15 protein-coding genes and 2 tRNA genes are annotated in these 19,111 nt (G+C 52.2%); 5 read left to right on the top strand and 12 right to left on the bottom strand.

Going from position 1 to position 19,111, the window contains the following annotated elements; translation table 11 throughout:
* Positions 1 to 77: 77 nt before the first annotated feature.
* The 4 genes from infB to FDX24_RS19360 form a co-directional block, all read right to left on the bottom strand.
* On the bottom strand, positions 78 to 2,768 hold the full coding sequence (infB, locus tag FDX24_RS19375) for a translation initiation factor IF-2 (RefSeq protein WP_048213393.1): 2,691 nt from the start codon (positions 2,766 to 2,768) through the stop codon (positions 78 to 80).
* 24 nt (positions 2,769 to 2,792) lie between these two features.
* Entirely contained in the window at positions 2,793 to 4,280 is a 1,488-nt protein-coding gene (gene nusA, locus FDX24_RS19370; RefSeq protein ID WP_043017784.1) for a transcription termination factor NusA, read from the bottom strand.
* 28 nt (positions 4,281 to 4,308) lie between these two features.
* A complete protein-coding gene (gene rimP, locus FDX24_RS19365) occupies positions 4,309 to 4,761 on the bottom strand; it encodes a ribosome maturation factor RimP (protein ID WP_061068860.1) in 453 nt (150 codons plus the stop codon).
* A gap of 207 nt (positions 4,762 to 4,968) precedes the next feature.
* Positions 4,969 to 5,045 (bottom strand) — tRNA-Met (locus tag FDX24_RS19360).
* Between the two features lie 334 nt (positions 5,046 to 5,379).
* Here FDX24_RS19360 and argG point away from each other — a divergent pair.
* Positions 5,380 to 6,723, top strand: a complete 1,344-nt coding sequence (argG, locus tag FDX24_RS19355) for an argininosuccinate synthase (RefSeq protein ID WP_005131837.1) — start codon at positions 5,380 to 5,382, stop codon at positions 6,721 to 6,723.
* Positions 6,724 to 6,936: 213 nt separating this feature from the next.
* Here argG and FDX24_RS19350 read toward each other — a convergent pair.
* The 3 genes from FDX24_RS19350 to FDX24_RS19340 form a co-directional block, all read right to left on the bottom strand.
* Positions 6,937 to 7,023 (bottom strand) — tRNA-Leu (locus tag FDX24_RS19350).
* A gap of 9 nt (positions 7,024 to 7,032) precedes the next feature.
* The gene (secG, locus tag FDX24_RS19345; RefSeq protein ID WP_006687886.1) at positions 7,033 to 7,365 is read right to left on the bottom strand and encodes a preprotein translocase subunit SecG; all 333 of its coding nucleotides are present in this window, start codon (positions 7,363 to 7,365) and stop codon (positions 7,033 to 7,035) included.
* A 167-nt stretch (positions 7,366 to 7,532) separates the two neighbouring features.
* Positions 7,533 to 8,426 (bottom strand): LysR family transcriptional regulator, encoded by an 894-nt coding sequence (locus FDX24_RS19340; RefSeq protein ID WP_061068684.1) that lies wholly within the window; start codon positions 8,424 to 8,426, stop codon positions 7,533 to 7,535.
* Positions 8,427 to 8,574: 148 nt separating this feature from the next.
* Here FDX24_RS19340 and iadA point away from each other — a divergent pair, with 148 nt between their 5' ends.
* Together iadA and dcuC are read left to right on the top strand one after the other, a co-directional pair.
* Complete coding sequence (gene iadA, locus FDX24_RS19335; protein ID WP_101741909.1) at positions 8,575 to 9,708, top strand: beta-aspartyl-peptidase; 1,134 nt, start codon at positions 8,575 to 8,577, stop codon at positions 9,706 to 9,708.
* A gap of 10 nt (positions 9,709 to 9,718) precedes the next feature.
* Complete coding sequence (gene dcuC, locus FDX24_RS19330; RefSeq protein ID WP_115601400.1) at positions 9,719 to 11,185, top strand: C4-dicarboxylate transporter DcuC; 1,467 nt, start codon at positions 9,719 to 9,721, stop codon at positions 11,183 to 11,185.
* A 50-nt stretch (positions 11,186 to 11,235) separates the two neighbouring features.
* Here dcuC and glmM read toward each other — a convergent pair whose 3' ends face one another.
* The 4 genes from glmM to rlmE all read right to left on the bottom strand — a co-directional run bounded on the left by glmM (position 11,236) and on the right by rlmE (position 16,292).
* Complete coding sequence (gene glmM / locus FDX24_RS19325; RefSeq protein ID WP_101741911.1) at positions 11,236 to 12,573, bottom strand: phosphoglucosamine mutase; 1,338 nt, start codon at positions 12,571 to 12,573, stop codon at positions 11,236 to 11,238.
* The gene (gene folP, locus FDX24_RS19320; RefSeq protein WP_048213410.1) at positions 12,566 to 13,414 is read right to left on the bottom strand and encodes a dihydropteroate synthase; all 849 of its coding nucleotides are present in this window, start codon (positions 13,412 to 13,414) and stop codon (positions 12,566 to 12,568) included. The genes glmM and folP overlap by 8 nt, the downstream gene beginning before the upstream one ends.
* Before the next feature lie 217 nt (positions 13,415 to 13,631).
* Entirely contained in the window at positions 13,632 to 15,563 is a 1,932-nt protein-coding gene (gene ftsH, locus FDX24_RS19315; protein ID WP_048213411.1) for an ATP-dependent zinc metalloprotease FtsH, read from the bottom strand.
* A 99-nt stretch (positions 15,564 to 15,662) separates the two neighbouring features.
* A complete protein-coding gene (gene rlmE, locus FDX24_RS19310; protein WP_004106110.1) occupies positions 15,663 to 16,292 on the bottom strand; it encodes a 23S rRNA (uridine(2552)-2'-O)-methyltransferase RlmE in 630 nt (209 codons plus the stop codon).
* A gap of 125 nt (positions 16,293 to 16,417) precedes the next feature.
* Here rlmE and yhbY point away from each other — a divergent pair, with 125 nt between their 5' ends.
* Entirely contained in the window at positions 16,418 to 16,711 is a 294-nt protein-coding gene (yhbY, locus tag FDX24_RS19305; RefSeq protein WP_003025016.1) for a ribosome assembly RNA-binding protein YhbY, read from the top strand.
* A 155-nt stretch (positions 16,712 to 16,866) separates the two neighbouring features.
* Here the strand turns inward: yhbY and greA are convergent, their stop codons facing one another.
* Positions 16,867 to 17,343: a transcription elongation factor GreA gene (gene greA / locus FDX24_RS19295; protein WP_003025019.1), complete on the bottom strand. Its 477-nt coding sequence runs from the start codon at positions 17,341 to 17,343 to the stop codon at positions 16,867 to 16,869.
* A gap of 248 nt (positions 17,344 to 17,591) precedes the next feature.
* On the opposite strand from greA, the gene dacB reads away from it, so the two are divergent.
* A complete protein-coding gene (gene dacB / locus FDX24_RS19290; RefSeq protein ID WP_061068688.1) occupies positions 17,592 to 19,025 on the top strand; it encodes a serine-type D-Ala-D-Ala carboxypeptidase in 1,434 nt (477 codons plus the stop codon).
* The last annotated feature ends 86 nt before the right edge of the window (positions 19,026 to 19,111 follow it).

Raw genomic sequence — 19,111 nt, 5'->3', positions numbered from 1 at the left:
CTTCGCTTACCCGGCCTACGCTTAATCATCTTCTCAGGATTTTGGGCTGCAAGTTGCGGCCCAAAAGACGACGAAGATTATGCGATGGTACGTTTGATCTCAATGATCTCGAACACTTCGATCATATCGCCAACGCGAACGTCGTTGTAGTTCTTAACGCCGATACCACATTCCATGCCGTTACGGACTTCGTTGACATCATCTTTGAAGCGGCGCAGGGATTCCAGCTCACCTTCATATATAACCACGTTGTCGCGCAGTACGCGGATTGGGTTGTGACGTTTAATCGTACCTTCGGTAACCATACAGCCTGCGATAGCGCCGAATTTCGGTGATTTGAACACATCACGCACTTCAGCCAGACCAATGATCTGCTGTTTCAGCTCCGGAGACAGCATGCCGCTCATCGCTGCTTTCACTTCGTCGATCAGATGATAGATGACGGAGTAGTAACGCAGATCCAGGCTTTCAGATTCGATAACTTTACGTGCAGATGCATCAGCACGGACGTTGAAGCCAACCAGAATCGCGTTGGATGCCGCTGCCAGAGTCGCGTCGGTTTCGGTGATACCACCTACGCCAGAACCAATGATCTTCACTTTGACTTCGTCGGTAGACAGTTTCAGTAAAGAGTCAGAAATCGCTTCGACAGAACCCTGCACGTCGGCTTTCAGGACGATGTTCACTTCGTGAACTTCACCATCAGTCATGTTAGCGAACATGTTTTCAAGTTTAGATTTCTGCTGACGAGCCAGTTTAACTTCACGGAATTTGCCCTGACGATACAGTGCAACTTCACGGGCTTTCTTCTCGTCACGAACGACAGTAACTTCGTCACCTGCAGCCGGAACACCGGACAGACCGAGGATTTCCACCGGAATGGATGGACCTGCTTCCAGGACTTCCTGACCCAATTCGTTACGCATCGCACGAACGCGACCGTATTCGAAGCCACAGAGTACGATGTCGCCTTTGTGCAGCGTACCTTCACGCACCAGTACGGTAGCAACCGGACCACGACCTTTATCCAGGAAGGATTCGATAACCGCACCGCTCGCCATACCTTTACGCACAGCCTTCAGTTCCAGAACTTCAGCCTGCAGCAGGATAGCATCCAGCAGCTCATCGATACCGGTACCCGCTTTCGCAGAAACGTGAACGAACTGGCTCTCGCCGCCCCACTCTTCCGGCATGATGCCGTACTGGGACAGTTCGTTTTTAACGCGATCAGGATCCGCTTCTGGTTTATCGATCTTGTTGACTGCAACCACTACCGGCACACCTGCCGCTTTCGCGTGCTGGATTGCTTCGATAGTCTGCGGCATCACGCCGTCATCTGCTGCAACAACCAGAACCACGATATCCGTTGCCTGAGCACCACGAGCACGCATGGAGGTAAACGCGGCGTGACCCGGGGTATCCAGGAAGGTGATCATACCGTTGTCAGTTTCAACGTGGTACGCACCGATGTGCTGAGTAATGCCGCCTGCTTCGCCAGAGGCCACTTTCGTGGAACGAATGTAGTCCAGCAGAGAGGTTTTACCGTGGTCAACGTGACCCATGATGGTGACTACCGGTGCGCGCGGTTCAGCCGCAGCGCCGGTATCACGGTCGCTCATTACTGCTTCTTCCAGCTCGTTTTCACGACGCAGGATAACTTTGTGGCCCATCTCTTCGGCAACCAGCTGTGCGGTTTCCTGGTCGATGACCTGGTTGATGGTCGCCATTGCACCCAGTTTCATCATCGCTTTGATGACCTGAGAGCCTTTAACTGCCATCTTATTCGCCAGATCGCCAACGGTGATGGTTTCGCCGATCACAACGTCACGGTTAACGGCCTGAGCTGGCTTCTGGAAGCCCTGCTGCAGAGCGGAACCTTTACGCTGCTTACCGCCTTTACCACCGCGAACCGCGGCACGCGCTTCTTCACGGTCAGCTTTAGATTCAGCGTGTTTGTTGCCTTTCTTCGCCGGACGCGCTGCTTTCGTGCTGCGAGTACGACCACGGCCGCCTTCGACTTCACGATCGTTCTCGTCTTCAGCCTGGCGAGCGTGCTGGGAAGTGGTGACGTGATAATCGCTGGTATCTTCAACAGGTTCAGCGTTATTCACACCATTTTTCTCATTTTCTTCCGCCATACGGCGAGCTTCTTCCGCTACGCGGCGCGCTTCTTCTTCAAGCTTGCGACGTGCTTCTTCTTCCGCTTTACGCTTCAGTTCAGCGGCTTCATTTTCACGGCGGGCTTTTTCGGCCTGGGCGGTTTTAGTCATATCGTCGGTCTGTTGATTGCTCACTTTGTCTTTTTCCGCAGCTTCACGTTTCGCTTTATCAGCGGCTTCACGCTTAGCTTGTTCTGCGGCCTCACGTTCGGCTTTTTGTTGCGCCTCGCGTTTGGCAGCTTCTTCTGCCTCACGACGGGCTTGCTCTTCCGCTTCACGCTGCGCCTGCTCTTCCGCGGCAAGGCGTTCAGCCTCTTGCGGATCGCGTTTCACAAAGGTGCGTGTCTTGCGGACTTCGATTTGTACCGATTTGCTTTTTCCACCGGTACCTGGAATATTGAGAGTACTGCGCGTTTTACGCTGCAATGTCAACTTATCCGGCGCTGAGCCGTTTTCACGGTTCAGGTGCGCCAGTAAGGTTTGTTTCTCTTGTGCGGATACAGAGTCGTCAGCAGACTTCGGGATACCTGCATCAGCAAATTGCTGTACCAGGCGATCCACGGAGGTCTGTATCTCTGCAGCCAGTGTTTTTACGGTTACATCTGTCATACTGTTCCTTCCTGCTACAGTTTATTACGCTTCGTCGCCGAACCAGCAAATATTACGGGCAGCCATAATCAGCTCACCGGCTTTTTCGTCGGTCAACCCTTCGATATCAGCCAGATCATCAATGCCCTGTTCAGCGAGATCTTCCAGCGTACAAACACCACGGGCAGCCAGTTTGAAGGCCATCTCACGATCCAATCCTTCCAGATTCAGCAGATCGTCAGCCGGTTTGTTATCACCGAGGCTTTCTTCCTGGGCCAGTGCCAGAGTGGTCAGTGCGTTTTTAGCACGCTCGCGCAGCGCTTCAACGGTCTGTTCATCCAGGCCGTCGATTTCCAGCAGCTCTTTCATTGGCACGTAGGCCAGTTCTTCCAGCGTCGCAAACCCTTCTTCCACCAGAACGGTCGCGAAATCTTCGTCGATATCGAGATATTTGGTGAAGGTGTCAATGGCTGCATGTGCTTCAGCCTGATGCTTCGCCTGCAGGTCATCAACGGTCATCACGTTGAGTTCCCAACCGCTCAGTTGTGAAGCCAGGCGGACGTTCTGACCATTACGTCCAATCGCCTGCGCCAGGTTACCGGCTTCAACCGCGATATCCATGGTGTGTTTGTCTTCATCCACCACGATAGAAGCGACGTCTGCTGGCGCCATTGCGTTAATCACGAATTGCGCCGGGTTATCATCCCACAGGACGATATCAATACGCTCGCCGCCCAGTTCGGTAGAAACCGCCTGAACGCGCGCACCGCGCATACCAACACACGCGCCGACCGGATCAATACGCTTGTCGTTGGTCTTAACGGCGATTTTCGCACGCGATCCTGGATCGCGAGCTGCCGCTTTAATTTCGATCACTTCTTCGCCAATTTCTGGCACTTCAATGCGGAACAGTTCAACCAGCATTTCCGGTTTGGAACGAGTTACGAACAGTTGCGCACCGCGCGCTTCCGGGCGTACAGAGTACAGAACGCCACGAATACGGTCACCTGGGCGGAAGTTTTCACGCGGCAGCATGTCTTCACGCAGGATCACGGCTTCAGCATTGCTGCCCAGATCCAGAGAAATGTTGTCGCGGTTTACTTTCTTCACCACGCCAGTAACGATTTCGCCTTCGTGCTCGCGGAACTGATCAACAACCATTGCACGTTCAGCTTCACGTACTTTCTGTACGATAACCTGTTTCGCGGTCTGGGTAGTGATACGGTCAAAGGTGACAGATTCAATCTGATCTTCAACATATTCGCCCACGTTCAGACTTTCGTCTTCGAAACGTGCCGCTTCCAGCGTAATTTCTTTGGTCGGCTGAGTAACTTCTTCTACGATTACCCAACGACGGAAGGTATCGAAATCACCGCTTTTACGATCGATTTCTACGCGAACGTCGATCTCTTGCTCATATTTTTTCTTTGTTGCTGTAGCCAGCGCACTTTCCAGCGCTTCAAAAATTTTCTCGCGTGGCAGCGCTTTTTCGTTGGATACGGCTTCAACAACAGCCAAAATTTCTTTGTTCATCGCGGGCTTTTCACCTCAATCCAGACTGTTAAAAGTGGGGAACCAGGTTCGCCTTCTGGATATTACTCAGCGCGAACACTTCATCTTTACCGTCGACTGTGACCGTGATCATCTCACCGTCCACCGCTTTGATAACGCCCTGCCATTTACGGCGGTTTTGTACAGCCATACGAAGAACCAGCGTGACTTCTTCACCCAGGAAACGCACGTAGTGTTCAGCTGTGAACAGAGGACGGTCGAGACCCGGAGAGGAGACTTCCAGGTTATAGGCAACGGTGATCGGGTCTTCGACATCCATCACGGCGCTTACCTGATGGCTCACATCAGCACAATCATCAACATTGATGCCATCTTCACTATCAATATAGATGCGCAGTGTGGATGTGCGACCGCGAATAAATTCGATGCCGACCAGTTCGTAGCCCAGGGCTTCAACCGGCGCTGTAATCATCTCTGTTAATTTTTGCTCTAATGTGGACAAGCCCACCCCCAAGACATAAAAAAAGGGCCTAAAGCCCAGTTATTCTGTAGTCAGATAACAAAAAACCCCGATAAATCGGGGCTTTAGATAACTGAACCCTATAACCGCACCTGCGGTTCGGAAAACCTTCCGAAAGAATTTTTTTCAAATCCAGCTACGAAGGCCTAAGTCTTCACAGTATATTTGAAAAAGAACTCTAAGGGAAAGTGGTTGCGGGGGCCGGATTTGAACCGACGACCTTCGGGTTATGAGCCCGACGAGCTACCAGGCTGCTCCACCCCGCGCCTGAAACGTGGCAAATTTTACGCGTTTTGGGTAAAAAATGCAAATACTGCTGGGATTTGGTACCGAGGACGGGACGTAAAATCTGCGCACAGTATATTGATTCACTATGCGTTATGTCAACCTTGTTACGACTATGCAAATCAATGAATGCTGGCCCGTGGATGTTCAGCAAGATAAATATGCCATCCACGCCGTTATTTAACGAAATTATCACTAAACTCTTCCTGTCATCCAGAAAAGATGATTAAATGAAAACTCATTTATTTTGCATAAAAATGCAATTAGTATAATAAGCCGACCTCTTCACCAGTCTATCAAGCAGGGTTTTATTTTATGACGACGATTCTCAAGCATCTCCCGGTAGGTCAACGTATTGGTATCGCTTTTTCCGGCGGCCTGGACACCAGTGCAGCACTGCTGTGGATGCGACAAAAAGGGGCTGTCCCATATGCATATACTGCGAATTTGGGCCAGCCGGATGAGGATGACTATGACGCCATCCCTCGCCGTGCAATGGAATATGGTGCTGAGAATGCTCGCCTGGTAGATTGCCGTAAGCAGCTGGTTGCCGAAGGGATCGCTGCCATTCAGTGCGGTGCATTCCACAACACCACCGGCGGACTGACCTATTTCAATACCACCCCGCTGGGCCGTGCAGTCACCGGCACCATGCTGGTTGCTGCCATGAAAGAAGATGGCGTAAATATCTGGGGTGACGGTAGCACCTATAAAGGGAACGATATTGAACGTTTCTATCGTTACGGCCTGCTGACCAACGCCGAACTGCAGATTTACAAACCATGGCTGGATACCGACTTCATCGACGAACTCGGCGGTCGCCATGAGATGTCCGAATTTATGATTGCCTGTGGTTTCGACTACAAGATGTCTGTCGAAAAAGCGTATTCCACCGACTCCAATATGCTCGGCGCGACCCACGAAGCTAAAGACCTCGAGTTCCTGAACTCCAGCGTCAAAATCGTCAACCCGATTATGGGCGTGAAGTTCTGGGATGAGAGCGTGAAGATCCCGGCAGAAGAAGTGACCGTGCGTTTTGAACAAGGCCATCCGGTTGCCCTGAACGGTAAGACCTTCAGCGACGACGTTGAGATGATGCTGGAAGCCAACCGTATCGGCGGCCGTCATGGTCTGGGTATGAGCGACCAGATTGAAAACCGTATCATTGAAGCAAAAAGCCGCGGTATCTATGAAGCCCCGGGGATGGCACTGCTGCACATCGCCTACGAGCGTCTGCTGACCGGTATTCACAACGAAGACACCATTGAGCAGTATCACGCACATGGTCGCCAGTTGGGTCGTCTGCTGTATCAGGGCCGCTGGTTCGACTCTCAGGCGCTGATGCTGCGTGATGGTCTGCAGCGTTGGGTTGCCAGCCAGATCACCGGTGAAGTCACGCTGGAACTGCGTCGCGGTAACGACTATTCAATCCTCAACACCGTGTCTGACAACCTGACCTACAAGCCAGAACGTCTGACCATGGAGAAAGGTGATTCGGTATTCTCGCCAGACGATCGTATCGGTCAGTTGACTATGCGTAATCTGGATATCACCGATACCCGCGAGAAGCTGTTTGGCTACGCGCAGTCTGGCCTGCTCACCGCCTCTTCCGCAACCGGCCTGCCGCAGGTTGAGAATCTGGAAAACAAGGCGAAATAATCATTCATCGTCTTAAGGCCGCGAAAGCGGCCTTTTTTATGCGCGGAATATAGAGTGTTTGTAGGCCTGATAAGCGTAGCACCATCAGGCGTTGTAATAATGTCGGATGGCGGCGTAAACGCCTTATCCGACCTACAGGCCTACAGGCCTACAGGACAGCCACAAATAACAGACGAAAAAAAAGACGCTTTTCAGCGTCTTTTTTTCGGAATTTGGTACCGAGGATGGGACTCGAACCCACAAGCCCGTTAGGGCACTACCACCTCAAGGTAGCGTGTCTACCAATTCCACCACCTCGGTACAGAATACTTAGTGCGGGATATCGCTGGTCGGCTGAGCCGGAGCAGCTGGCTGAGTTTGCTCGGTTTTCGCCGGTGCGCTCAGATTTTCCCACTCACTTCCTTTATTGGTCTTATTGCTGTTCATGTTACCCAGCACCAGACTGATAATGAAGAACAGAGTTCCTAACACAGCTGTCATACGGGTCATGAAGTTGCCAGAACCACTTGAACCAAACAGTGTACCAGAAGCGCCTGCGCCAAAAGAGGCTCCCATATCAGCGCCTTTGCCTTGCTGCAGCATGATCAAGCCTACCAGGCCAATTGCCACAATAAGGAAAACTACTAAAAGAGCTTCGTGCATAATCAACCTGTTCCTTGCGGAGTTGCCGCGTACAATGCTTCGACCAATAAAGCGGGAATTTCAACTGTTTCCCACTGAAGCGGGTGTGAATACTAACCAAAGCGAATAACCTTCGCAAGGGCAATTTGTTAGCATTGTATCAAGTGCGGAAAAAATCGCCACATCAATCAAAAACGCAGCAACTTATCCCAGCATCGCTGCATTACTGACCGCTGATCGTCAAGGTTTGCCCAAACAACAATTGGGATCTCACAAACCAGATCCGAATTTTCTGGCCAACACTGAATGATCTCCTGATTCACCAACTCCTCAGCCACCATTGATTCAGGTAACCACGCCATTCCCATATGGCGCAGTACCATTTCTCGTATTGTTTCGCTTAGCCCAGTCTCAAACACTTTTTTCAACCGTGGGCGCACTCGTTGTTCTGCCGGATCAATAATACGTCTGACAAAGGTATAGTCGCTGTAGCATAGCCAGGGGATCGCGGTATGCGGATCATCCAGTTTGTCCGCGAGTTGCGCAGAAACCACCGGGATAAAACGCTCATATCGCCATAAAGAACGTTTCAGCCCTCCGGCAATCTCCAGCCCCGGTTGTGAAGAGGGTAAATCGTACGTCACCAGCATATCAATTTGCCGGTTTATCAGGGCATTAAAGTGATTATCAATCCCCTGGATGCTGGCATTTACCGTGAAGTTTAATTGCGGTTCACTTTGGCGCAAATAGTTGATCATATCCGGCAAGATATTCACCGACAGCGTATGCAGGCTAACCATTACCAGCGTATTGTCCGTTGCTGGCATCATCGCCGACAGCTCGTGGCGCGCCTCTGTTAACGTGCTGAGGACGTGCCTGGCATAAGGTTCAAAGCGTTCGCCATAACAGGTTAGTGTAACGGGCGTCGTGGTGCGGTCAAACAGCGGGACCCCCAACATCTCCTCCAGAGCCTTTATACGTCGGCTTAGCGCGGGTTGGGTGATATGCCGCTGTATCGCTGCCTGGGAGTAATTCCCATACTGACTCAACGCCAGAAAATCTTCTAACCACTTCGAATCCACGTCTCATTCCCCATCATGCCATAACCGTATCCACCGATGACAAATCGGCAATAGTCACAGTTATAGTAATGGCTTTAATGTGGGCATCATAACAACAATATTCTGTTTCACCTGCCGACTCTCACCCTCGACGTTTGACAGGACCGATATGTTTACTTTACTGACCAATGCCCGCGTTTTTTCTCCGGAGGATTTAGGCCTCTGTTCCCTGCTCATACATGCCGATCGCATTGTGGCTGTTGAAAAAGATATTGCACTCTTTGATGGTGTCAAAGAGGTCATCGATTGCCGCGGTAAGTGGGTAATTCCCGGAATTATCGATCAGCATGTTCATCTTACCGGCGGCGGCGGTGAAGCCGGCTTTGCCAGCCGGACGCCAGCCGTCAAGCTGCGTGATCTGATTCAGGCCGGTATTACGACGGTCGTCGGCGTGCTGGGTACTGATGCGATATCCCGCTCCCCGAAAGATCTTTACGCCAAAATGCAGTCCCTCAATCTGGAAGGCCTGCGTGCGTATATGCATACCGGAGCCTACGCGGTACCCAGCCCGACAATTACACGATCCATTCGCGATGATATGGCATTTATCCCGGCAATCCTGGGTGTCAAAATCGCCCTCGCCGACCACCGTGGCTCTTACCCCTCTTTCCAGGAATTATTGAGGATAGTCAGTGATATCCGCGTGGCTTCACTGCTGGCCGGAAAAAAAGGGTTGCTGCACGTACACCTGGGCAATCTGCCGGAAGGGATGTCACAGCTGATGGAACTGTGTGATGCCGGTATTCCAATTCATCACATTTCACCGACGCATGTCGCGAGGACAGAAGCATTGTTCGAACAGGCTATCGCTTTCGCACATCGCGGTGGCCATATCGACGTGACGTCTGGCGGCAGTCGATTTATGCCCCAGGAGCAAGCGATTCTCCACGCGCTGGAATCACAGGTTCCGGCTGATCGCATCACCATTAGCTCTGATGGCAATGGCAGCGTGCCGCGCTTTAATGCGCAAGGCATCGTAGAAGGGTTAAGCGCCGCGCCGGTAGCTGGCAACCTCAACCTGCTGCCTCGTCTGATTGATGTCGGTATTCCAGTGTCTCAGGCGATCGCGATGTTGACGGCGAACGTCGCACGCTCACTGGGTATTTCTGGCGGCGTACTTTGCGCAGGAGAACGTGCTGATATTTGCGTGCTCAATGACGACCTCTCACTGGCCCACCTGTTTGCCGCTGGAAAGCCGCTACTGCGTGATGGTGAGTGTCTGGTTACCGGCAACTTCGAGTAAGGGGGCGAGAATGTCATTATTACTGGCGCTACTCGCCATCATTTTTGCCGGACGTCTGATCCTGAAAAAGTACCACCCTCAGTCGGTGTTGCTCTTAACCGGGATCGTACTACTGCTTGTCGCGCATTTTAGCGGGATGACCACGCTCAGTAGCCTGGTAAAAAAGAGCACCGGATTTGGCCCATTTGACGCCTTTGAGTTTATTCGCGACACCCTGAGCGTGCGTCTCGGCGGTCTCGGGCTACAAATCATGCTGATAGGTGGCTTTGCCACCTATATGTCGGCCATTGGCGCAAGTCAGGTGCTGGTGCGCGTCACATCCCGCCCCTTGCAACGTCTGAACTCCCCTTACCTGCTGCTAGGGCTGGCCTTGCTGCTGGGCCAATTTCTGTCGCTATTTATCAGTAGCGCCACCGGACTGGGTCTGCTATTGATGGCAACGCTTTACCCCCTGCTGACCCGTCTTGGCTGCAGCCGCGCCGCCGTTGCTGCAGTTATCGCCAGTACCTGTGCCGTTGAATTTGGCCCGGGTTCCGGGAACTCAGTTCTCGCCGCTAAAACGGCGGGTATCGAGGTAGTTAACTATTTTGTTCAGGATCAGTTACCGATCGTTGTCCCCGTTATTCTGTTCATCGCCCTGCTGCATATTGTTGTACAACGCTTTTTCGATCGCCGGGAGAGCGATGACAATACCGCGCAGCAAATGCAGACATTAACCTCAACCGAAGAAGCTGAAGCGCCGGTTGCCTGGCTATTCCTGCCGATGTTACCGCTGGTGTTGATGCTGGTGTGCAGTGATTTAGTATTCAGCTCACTCAAAATTACGCTCGATACCGCCGTACTGATAAGCCTGGCCATTACCCTGATTTGCGAATATTGCCGCCATCGTAAAGCTCGCGACGTGATGGCTGGCGTACAAAAAGTCTTCGACAGCATGGGCAGTGTGTTTGCCACGGTAGTCACGCTGATTATCGCCGGTGAAGTCTTCTCCGCCGGTCTGAAAGCGATTGGTGCGGTTGATGCGCTGCTGTCACTCTCAGGAGAATTTGGCCTCAGCGCAGCTTCCATAATCTTGCTGATGACGCTAATCACCTTTGCGATTTCAGCGTTGATGGGCTCCGGAAATGCAGCATTTTTCTCCTTCGCCCCGATGGTGCCGGATATCAGCCGCCATATCGGCAGCGACGTGGCGGTTATGATGCTACCGATTCAGATCTCAGCGGGCATTGGACGGACATTGTCGCCTATTGCCGGCGTGATTATCGCCATCGCCGGGATCGCAGGTGTATCACCGGTGGATATCGTTAAACGCACCGCAATTCCGATGCTGGGAGGATGGCTGCTGATGATTGCGCTGACATTCGCCCGATCCGGACACTTGTTGGCGGTTCTCCCGTGGCTGAGCGTCCTCGTGCTATTGATGGTCGGTGGCTACTTCTGGCAGCGCCGACGTAAACAGCCGCTGGCAGTACAGTAAAAAAAAGCCGGAGTCTCTCAGACTCCGGCTCTTACACTTTACGGAAAGGGTTAAACGGCTTTCACTGCATCCGCAATGCGGTGCGCAAACTCCGTAACCTGTGCTTCGTCTTCACCTTCAACCATCACACGGATTAATGGCTCAGTGCCCGACTTACGCAGCAGTACGCGTCCACGGTTACCCAGTGCCGCTTCAACCTCTGCCATCACCGCTTTCACGCTTTCGTGTTCCAGCGGATCGCCGCTGCCTGCGGTGTAACGTACGTTAACCAGCAGTTGCGGGAACATTTTCATGCCGCTGCACAGATCGTGCAGACTCATATGGTTACGCACCATCGCTGCCAGTACCTGCAGACCCGCCACAATACCGTCACCCGTGGTGGTTTTATCCAGCAGGATCACATGACCTGAGTTTTCCGCGCCGATACGCCAGCCTTTTTCCTGCATTTTTTCCAGCACATAACGGTCGCCCACTTTAGCACGAGCAAACGGAATGCCCAGTTGTTTCAGCGCCAGCTCGAGGCCCATGTTACTCATCAGAGTACCCACCGCGCCGCCGCGCAGTTGCCCCTGGCGCAGCGCTTCACGAGCGATGATGTACATGATCTGGTCGCCGTCGACTTTATTACCTTCGTGATCAACCATAATGACGCGGTCGCCGTCACCGTCCAGAGCAATACCCAGATCGGCTTTTTCCGCGATTACGCGAGCCTGCAGCGCACGAACATCGGTCGCGCCGACTTCTTCATTGATGTTCACGCCGTTCGGTTCACAGCCAATCGCAATGACGTTAGCACCCAGCTCGCGCAGTACATTTGGCGCAATGTGGTACGTTGCGCCGTTAGCGCAGTCCACCACAATTTTAAGCTCGTTCAGGCTCAGTTCATTCGGGAATGTGCCTTTGCAGAACTCAATATAACGACCGGCAGCATCGACAATACGACTGGCTTTACCCAGTTCGGCCGAATCCACGCAGGTGATTGCTTTTTCCATCTCCGCTTCAATTGCTTCTTCAACTGCATCCGGCAGTTTGGTCCCGTCGATGGAGAAGAATTTAATCCCGTTGTCATAAAATGGGTTGTGAGAAGCAGAGATAACAATCCCGGCTTCAGCACGGAAAGCACGCGTCAGATAAGCAACGGCAGGTGTTGGCATGGGGCCGGTGAAAGAAGCTGACAACCCCGCGGCAGCCAGGCCCGCTTCCAGCGCGGACTCCAGCATATAGCCGGAAATACGCGTATCTTTACCGATAATGATTTTGCGTGAACCATGACGTGCCAGCACTTTTCCTGCCGCCCAGCCCAGCTTGAGCACAAAGTCAGGAGTGATTGGAGCGTCGCCTACACGACCACGAATCCCATCGGTGCCAAAATATTTACGATTACTCATAGCGTTTGTTTTCCTTTGCAGACAATGTGGCTTCCACCACACGCATCGCTTCTACGGTTTCTTTGACGTCATGGACACGAATAATCTGCGCTCCCTGCATTGCGGCAATGACCGCGCATGCAAGGCTGCCGCTCAAACGCTCAGATGGACCCACATTGAGCAATTGGCCAACCATTGATTTTCGTGACATCCCTACCAGCAGCGGCAGATTAAAATGATGAAATTCCGCCAGACGTGCCAGCAATGTGTAGTTGTGAGTAAGATTTTTACCGAATCCGAATCCTGGGTCGAGTAGCAATTTATCTTTTGTGATTCCGGCCCGTTCACAACGTGCTATTTGCTCAACAAAGTAACGATTTACCTCAGCAAATACATCCTCATACTTCGGTGCTTCCTGCATAGTTTTCGGCTGCCCCTGCATATGCATCAGGCAAACCGGCAATCCAGTTTCTGCCGCAGCTTCCAGCGCGCCCGGCTCCGAGAGTGAGCGAATGTCATTAATGATATGTGCGCCCACTCTGGCGCACTCACGAATGACCTCTGGTTTTGAGGTATCTACCGAAATCCACACTTCAAAACGTTGAGCAATTGCCTCCACCACCGGGATCACTCGCTGCAGTTCTTCTTCCACGCTAACATCCGCCGCTCCCGGTCGCGTAGACTCACCACCCACATCAATGATAGTCGCCCCTGCGTTAATCATCAGATTTGCGTGTTTTACCGCCTCAACCAGAGAGTTGTGCGCCCCGCCATCAGAAAAAGAGTCTGGTGTGACGTTTAAAATCCCCATGACGTGGGGATGGCTGAGATCCAGCGAAGATCCCTGAGCAAAGAGTTTCATAGTGTTATCCCTGGTATATACCCAATGAATTTCGAGTTGCATCTGCATTAGCTTTCCTCGCTCACCCCAGTCACGTACTGATGTACGCTCCAGGGGATTCCCTGCGTCGCCGCCTTGATGCAACTCGAAATTCATTGGGTATAAGTTGATAAATAAAAAAACCCCGGAGCAAGCCCCAGGGTTTTCAATTAAAACATGGTCATCGGATGACGATAACTTATTTGTCGCCTAACTGCTCTGACATGTTGCCCGGGTTAGGCGTACGCGGCTCTTCAGCCGGACGCGGTGCACTCGGGGTGCCATTGTTGCCAGAGTTGTTAGATGAACCAGACTCTTCCCAACCCGCTGGCGGGCGCACATCGCGGCGAGCCATCAGATCATCAATCTGCGGTGCATCGATGGTCTCATATTTCATGAGCGCATCTTTCATCGAGTGCAGAATGTCCAGGTTATCGTTCAGCAGACGGCGAGCACGGTCATAGTTGCGCTCAATCAGTGATTTCACTTCCTGATCGATAATACGCGCGGTTTCATCGGACATATGTTTTGCTTTCGCAACAGAACGACCGAGGAACACTTCGCCTTCTTCTTCCGCGTACAGCAACGGCCCCAGTTTGTCAGAGAAGCCCCACTGAGTGACCATGTTACGCGCCAGGTTCGTCGCGACTTTAATGTCGTTGGACGCACCGGTAGAAACATGTTCAGCACCGTAGATGATCTCTTCCGCCAGGCGACCGCCGTACAGCGTGGAGATCTGACTTTCCAGTTTCTGACGGCTGGCGCTAATTGCGTCGCCTTCAGGCAGGAAGAAGGTGACACCCAGCGCACGACCGCGCGGAATAATCGTCACTTTGTGCACCGGATCGTGCTCCGGCACCAGGCGACCGATGATTGCATGGCCAGCTTCGTGATACGCGGTAGATTCTTTCTGCGCTTCCGTCATCACCATGGAGCGACGTTCCGCACCCATCATGATTTTGTCTTTCGCTTTCTCGAACTCAACCATCGATACAACACGCTTGTTACCACGCGCTGCAAACAGTGCCGCTTCGTTCACCAGGTTCGCAAGGTCCGCACCGGAGAAACCAGGCGTACCACGAGCAATGATTGCCGCATCGATATCCGGAGACAGCGGTACGCGACGCATATGCACTTTCAGAATCTGTTCACGACCGCGAACGTCTGGCAGCCCCACCACAACCTGACGGTCAAAACGGCCTGGGCGCAGCAGCGCAGGGTCAAGAACATCCGGACGGTTAGTTGCCGCGATAACGATAATACCTTCGTTACCTTCGAAGCCGTCCATCTCAACCAGCATCTGGTTCAGCGTCTGTTCACGTTCATCGTGACCGCCACCCAGACCAGCGCCACGCTGGCGACCTACGGCGTCGATTTCATCGATGAAGATGATACACGGTGCCGCTTTCTTGGCTTGTTCGAACATGTCACGCACACGAGATGCGCCCACACCAACGAACATTTCCACGAAATCAGAACCGGAAATTGTGAAGAATGGAACCTTCGCTTCACCCGCGATGGCTTTTGCCAGCAGGGTTTTACCTGTACCCGGAGGACCAACCATCAGGACGCCTTTCGGGATCTTACCGCCCAGCTTCTGGAAACGGCTCGGTTCGCGCAGGTATTCAACCAGTTCAGCGACCTCTTCTTTCGCTTCGTCACAACCCGCGACATCAGCAAAAGTGGTTTTGATCTGATCTTCGGTCAACATGCGCGCTTTGCTCTTACCGAACGACATGGCACCTTTGCCACCACCGCCCTGCATTTGACGCATAAAGAAGATCCAGACACCAATCAGCAGCAGCATTGGGAACCAGGAAATGAAGATAGAAGCCAGCAGGCTCGGCTCTTCAGGCGGCTCACCAACAACCTTGACGTTTTTGGTCAGCAGGTTATCAAGCAGCTTCGGATCGTTAACCGGAATGTAGGTCGTGTAACGGTTACTATCTTTCTTGGTAACGTTAATCTCACGTCCGTTGATACGCGCTTCACGAACCTGGTCCTGATTGACCTCTTGCAGGAAGGTAGAGTAATCAACCTTACGGCCATTAGACTCGCTGGGCCCAAAGCTCTGGAATACTGACATCAGCACAACGGCAATGACCAGCCAGAGTATTAGGTTTTTCGCCATGTCACTCAAGGGATTAACCTCATATTACAACTGTGTTAAAAACAGCGTCAGGATACTCTATATCCAGTGTCTTTCAAACTTTCGTTTGAAATCTACCGGTTATGGTTTACGCCCGGTCGCTACAATGTACACTTCACGCGAACGGGCGCGAGAAGAGTCCGGCTTACGAACTTTGACCTTCGTAAACAGGGAGCGAATCTCTCTTAGATACTCATCGAAGCCTTCGCCCTGGAACACCTTCACTACAAAACTACCACCTGGCGCTAATACATCACGAGCCATTCCAAGTGCCAGTTCAACCAGATACATGGCCCGGGGAATATCCACCGCCGGTGTTCCACACATATTTGGCGCCATATCAGACATGACAACTTGTACTTTACTGTCACCTACACGCTCAAGTAACGCTTTCAGGACTAATTCATCACGAAAGTCGCCCTGAAGGAAGTCCACACCAACGATTGGATCCATAGGTAAAAGATCGCAAGCGATAATGCGGCCGCTGTTTCCGATCTGCGTAACCGCATATTGCGACCAGCCACCGGGTGCAGCGCCGAGGTCAACAATCGTCATCCCCGGTTTAAAAATTTTGTCACTTTGCTGTATTTCATCAAGTTTAAACCAGGCACGGGAACGTAACCCCTTTTTCTGTGCCTGTTGAACATATTTATCGCTAAAGTGTTCCTGAAGCCAGCGACTCGAGCTGGCAGAACGCTTTTTACCTGTCATTTCACTTTCCCATCGGGCAGTTCATCGTAACCAATGGTGTAAATATCTACACAGCTATTTGGCGATATATGGGAGATGGCGGTAGAATGACCCGTTTTCAATCCCAACGTAAGCAAAAATATACGATGAATCTGAGTACTAAACAAAAACAGCACCTGAAAGGTCTGGCACATCCGCTCAAGCCTGTAGTTATGCTTGGCAATAATGGTTTGACCGAAGGGGTACTGGCCGAGATTGAACAAGCGTTAGAGCACCATGAGCTTATCAAGGTGAAAATCGCCTCGGAAGATCGCGATACTAAAACCTTGATCGTGGAAGCTATCGTACGCGAAACCGGCGCCTGCAATGTACAGGTCATCGGCAAAACGCTGGTACTGTATCGCCCGACTAAAGAACGTAAAATCTCGCTGCCACGCTAAGAATATCCCAAAGTTGAACACGAAGTTTGTGTAAAACGCGGGAATTTCCGCTAGCAGGAGAGCAAAATGCCACGCTCTCTTCGTTGATAAAAGGCCGCTATGCGGCCTTTTTCCTTTCTTTACAATACATCAACATCTTGAGTATTGGGAAATTCTTACAGGTATTCGACCTTCGTCACTTCATACTCAACTTCGCCGCCCGGCGTTTTGATAACCACCACGTCATCCTGCTCTTTACCAATCAGGCCACGAGCAATAGGTGAGTTCACCGAAATCAGGTTTTGTTTAAAATCGGCCTCATCATCGCCCACAATGCGCCAGGTCTGCTCTTCATCGTTATCAAGATTCAGAACGGTAACCGTCGCACCGAACACAACGCGGCCGTTATTTGGCATTTTAGTGACGTCAATAACCTGCGCGTTAGACAGTTTGGCTTCGATATCTTTAATGCGACCCTCGCAGAATCCCTGCTGTTCACGCGCCGCGTGATACTCCGCGTTCTCTTTCAGGTCACCGTGTTCACGCGCTTCCGCGATCGCGGCAATAATTTCAGGGCGACGCACAGATTTAAGAAAATCCAGTTCTTCGCGCAGTTTTTCAGCACCACGTAAGGTCATCGGGATAGCTTGCATTTGTTATACCTCTTGAACATTCCTGTAGGGGGTGGTTGTCCTCACCCCGGCTGCTAAGCCCACCCTGGCATACGCCATGCCAGAGTCAGAAGCAAAAAAATACCGACCCGGGGCACGAGGTCCCAGGTCAGCTACAATTCTCCATTTGATGTTCATTTTACCCTGGAGTTCCCTATGGGTCATCGTTTACTTTTTGGGGCGTTGCGCCGTAGTATGACGGCCTGTTTCCAGGTTGTTAGCGCGAGATTATGCGATTTTCCAGATTTACTATTGGATTGACTGCCAGTATAGCGTTCAGCGTTCAGGCTGCGAACGTCGACGAGTATATCAATCAGCTCCCTGCCGGGGCCAACCTCGCCCTTATGGTACAGAAGGTTGGCGCTCCTGCTCCTGCTATTGATTTTCATAGCCAGCAGATGGCACTCCCCGCCAGTACCCAGAAAGTGATCACCGCGCTGGCGGCATTGATTCAGCTCGGGCCGGACTTTCGTTTTACCACCACGCTTGAGACGAAAGGCAACGTGGAAGGCGGGGTATTAAAAGGTGACTTAGTGGCGCGATTTGGTGCCGATCCGACGCTAAAACGTCAGGATATCCGCAATATGGTGGCAACCCTGAAAAAATCAGGCGTGACGCAAATTGCCGGAAATGTTCTGATCGACACCTCTATTTTCGCCAGTCATGATAAAGCCCCTGGCTGGCCCTGGAACGACATGACGCAGTGTTTTAGCGCACCGCCCGCAGCAGCCATTGTCGATCGTAACTGTTTCTCGGTTTCACTCTACAGCGCGCAAAAACCCAACGATCTCGCCTTTATTCGCGTGGCATCTTATTACCCGGTCACCATGTTCAGCCAAGTGCGTACTCTCGCCCGAGGTTCTGCGGAAGCGCAATATTGTGAACTGGATGTGGTTCCCGGCGATCTCAACCGCTATACGCTGACCGGATGCCTGCCCCAACGAGCCGATCCGCTGCCGCTGGCGTTCGCCATTCAGGACGGAGCCAGCTATGCCGGGGCGATTATCAAAGATGAGCTAAAACAAGCAGGGATCACTTACAGCGGTACTCTGCTGCGCCAGACGCAGGTCAACGAACCGGGAACCGTAGTCGCCAGCAAACAATCAGCACCGTTGCATGATCTGCTTAAGATTATGCTGAAAAAATCAGACAACATGATTGCCGACACCGTTTTTCGCATGATTGGCCATGCGCGATTTAACGTACCGGGCACCTGGCGGGCAGGTTCAGATGCCGTACGTCAGATCCTGCGTCAGCAGGCGGGCGTCGATATTGGCAACACGATTATTGCCGACGGCTCTGGTCTCTCTCGCCATAACCTGATTGCCCCGGCGACCATGATGCAGGTGCTGCAATACATCGCGCAGCATGACAATGAGCTGAACTTTATCACCATGCTACCGCTGGCTGGCCACGATGGCTCCCTGCAATACCGTGCGGGTCTGCATCAGGCTGGTGTTGATGGTAAGGTTTCAGCGAAAACAGGCTCACTTCAAGGGGTGTACAACCTCGCGGGGTTCATCACCACCGCCAGCGGGCAACGCATGGCGTTCGTGCAGTATCTGTCTGGCTATGCGGTAGAGCCTGCAGACCAGCGCAACCGCCGTATTCCACTGGTGCGCTTCGAGAGTCGGCTGTACAAAGATATATATCAAAATAACTGAGTATTTTTGCCGGATGGCGGCGCAAACGCGCCTTATCCGGCCTACAGCGCGTCCTGGAAACAAAAACCCCGGCAACATGGCCGGGG

Origin of the sequence: Citrobacter sp. wls716, from assembly GCF_005280975.1 — a bacterium.
Lineage (GTDB): Bacteria > Pseudomonadota > Gammaproteobacteria > Enterobacterales > Enterobacteriaceae > Citrobacter > Citrobacter youngae.
This window is presented reverse-complemented; position numbering and strand designations above follow the sequence as displayed.

Coding starts and splice junctions, on each gene's coding strand:
- infB (WP_048213393.1), bottom strand. CDS start 2,768: ATGACAGATGTAACCGTAAAAACACTGGCTGCAGAGATACAGACCTCC.
- iadA (WP_101741909.1), top strand. CDS start 8,575: ATGTTTACTTTACTGACCAATGCCCGCGTTTTTTCTCCGGAGGATTTA.
- dcuC (WP_115601400.1), top strand. CDS start 9,719: ATGTCATTATTACTGGCGCTACTCGCCATCATTTTTGCCGGACGTCTG.
- greA (WP_003025019.1), bottom strand. CDS start 17,343: ATGCAAGCTATCCCGATGACCTTACGTGGTGCTGAAAAACTGCGCGAA.
- folP (WP_048213410.1), bottom strand. CDS start 13,414: ATGAAACTCTTTGCTCAGGGATCTTCGCTGGATCTCAGCCATCCCCAC.
- yhbY (WP_003025016.1), top strand. CDS start 16,418: ATGAATCTGAGTACTAAACAAAAACAGCACCTGAAAGGTCTGGCACAT.
- dacB (WP_061068688.1), top strand. CDS start 17,592: ATGCGATTTTCCAGATTTACTATTGGATTGACTGCCAGTATAGCGTTC.
- ftsH (WP_048213411.1), bottom strand. CDS start 15,563: ATGGCGAAAAACCTAATACTCTGGCTGGTCATTGCCGTTGTGCTGATG.
- secG (WP_006687886.1), bottom strand. CDS start 7,365: ATGCACGAAGCTCTTTTAGTAGTTTTCCTTATTGTGGCAATTGGCCTG.
- argG (WP_005131837.1), top strand. CDS start 5,380: ATGACGACGATTCTCAAGCATCTCCCGGTAGGTCAACGTATTGGTATC.
- rlmE (WP_004106110.1), bottom strand. CDS start 16,292: ATGACAGGTAAAAAGCGTTCTGCCAGCTCGAGTCGCTGGCTTCAGGAA.
- glmM (WP_101741911.1), bottom strand. CDS start 12,573: ATGAGTAATCGTAAATATTTTGGCACCGATGGGATTCGTGGTCGTGTA.
- nusA (WP_043017784.1), bottom strand. CDS start 4,280: ATGAACAAAGAAATTTTGGCTGTTGTTGAAGCCGTATCCAACGAAAAA.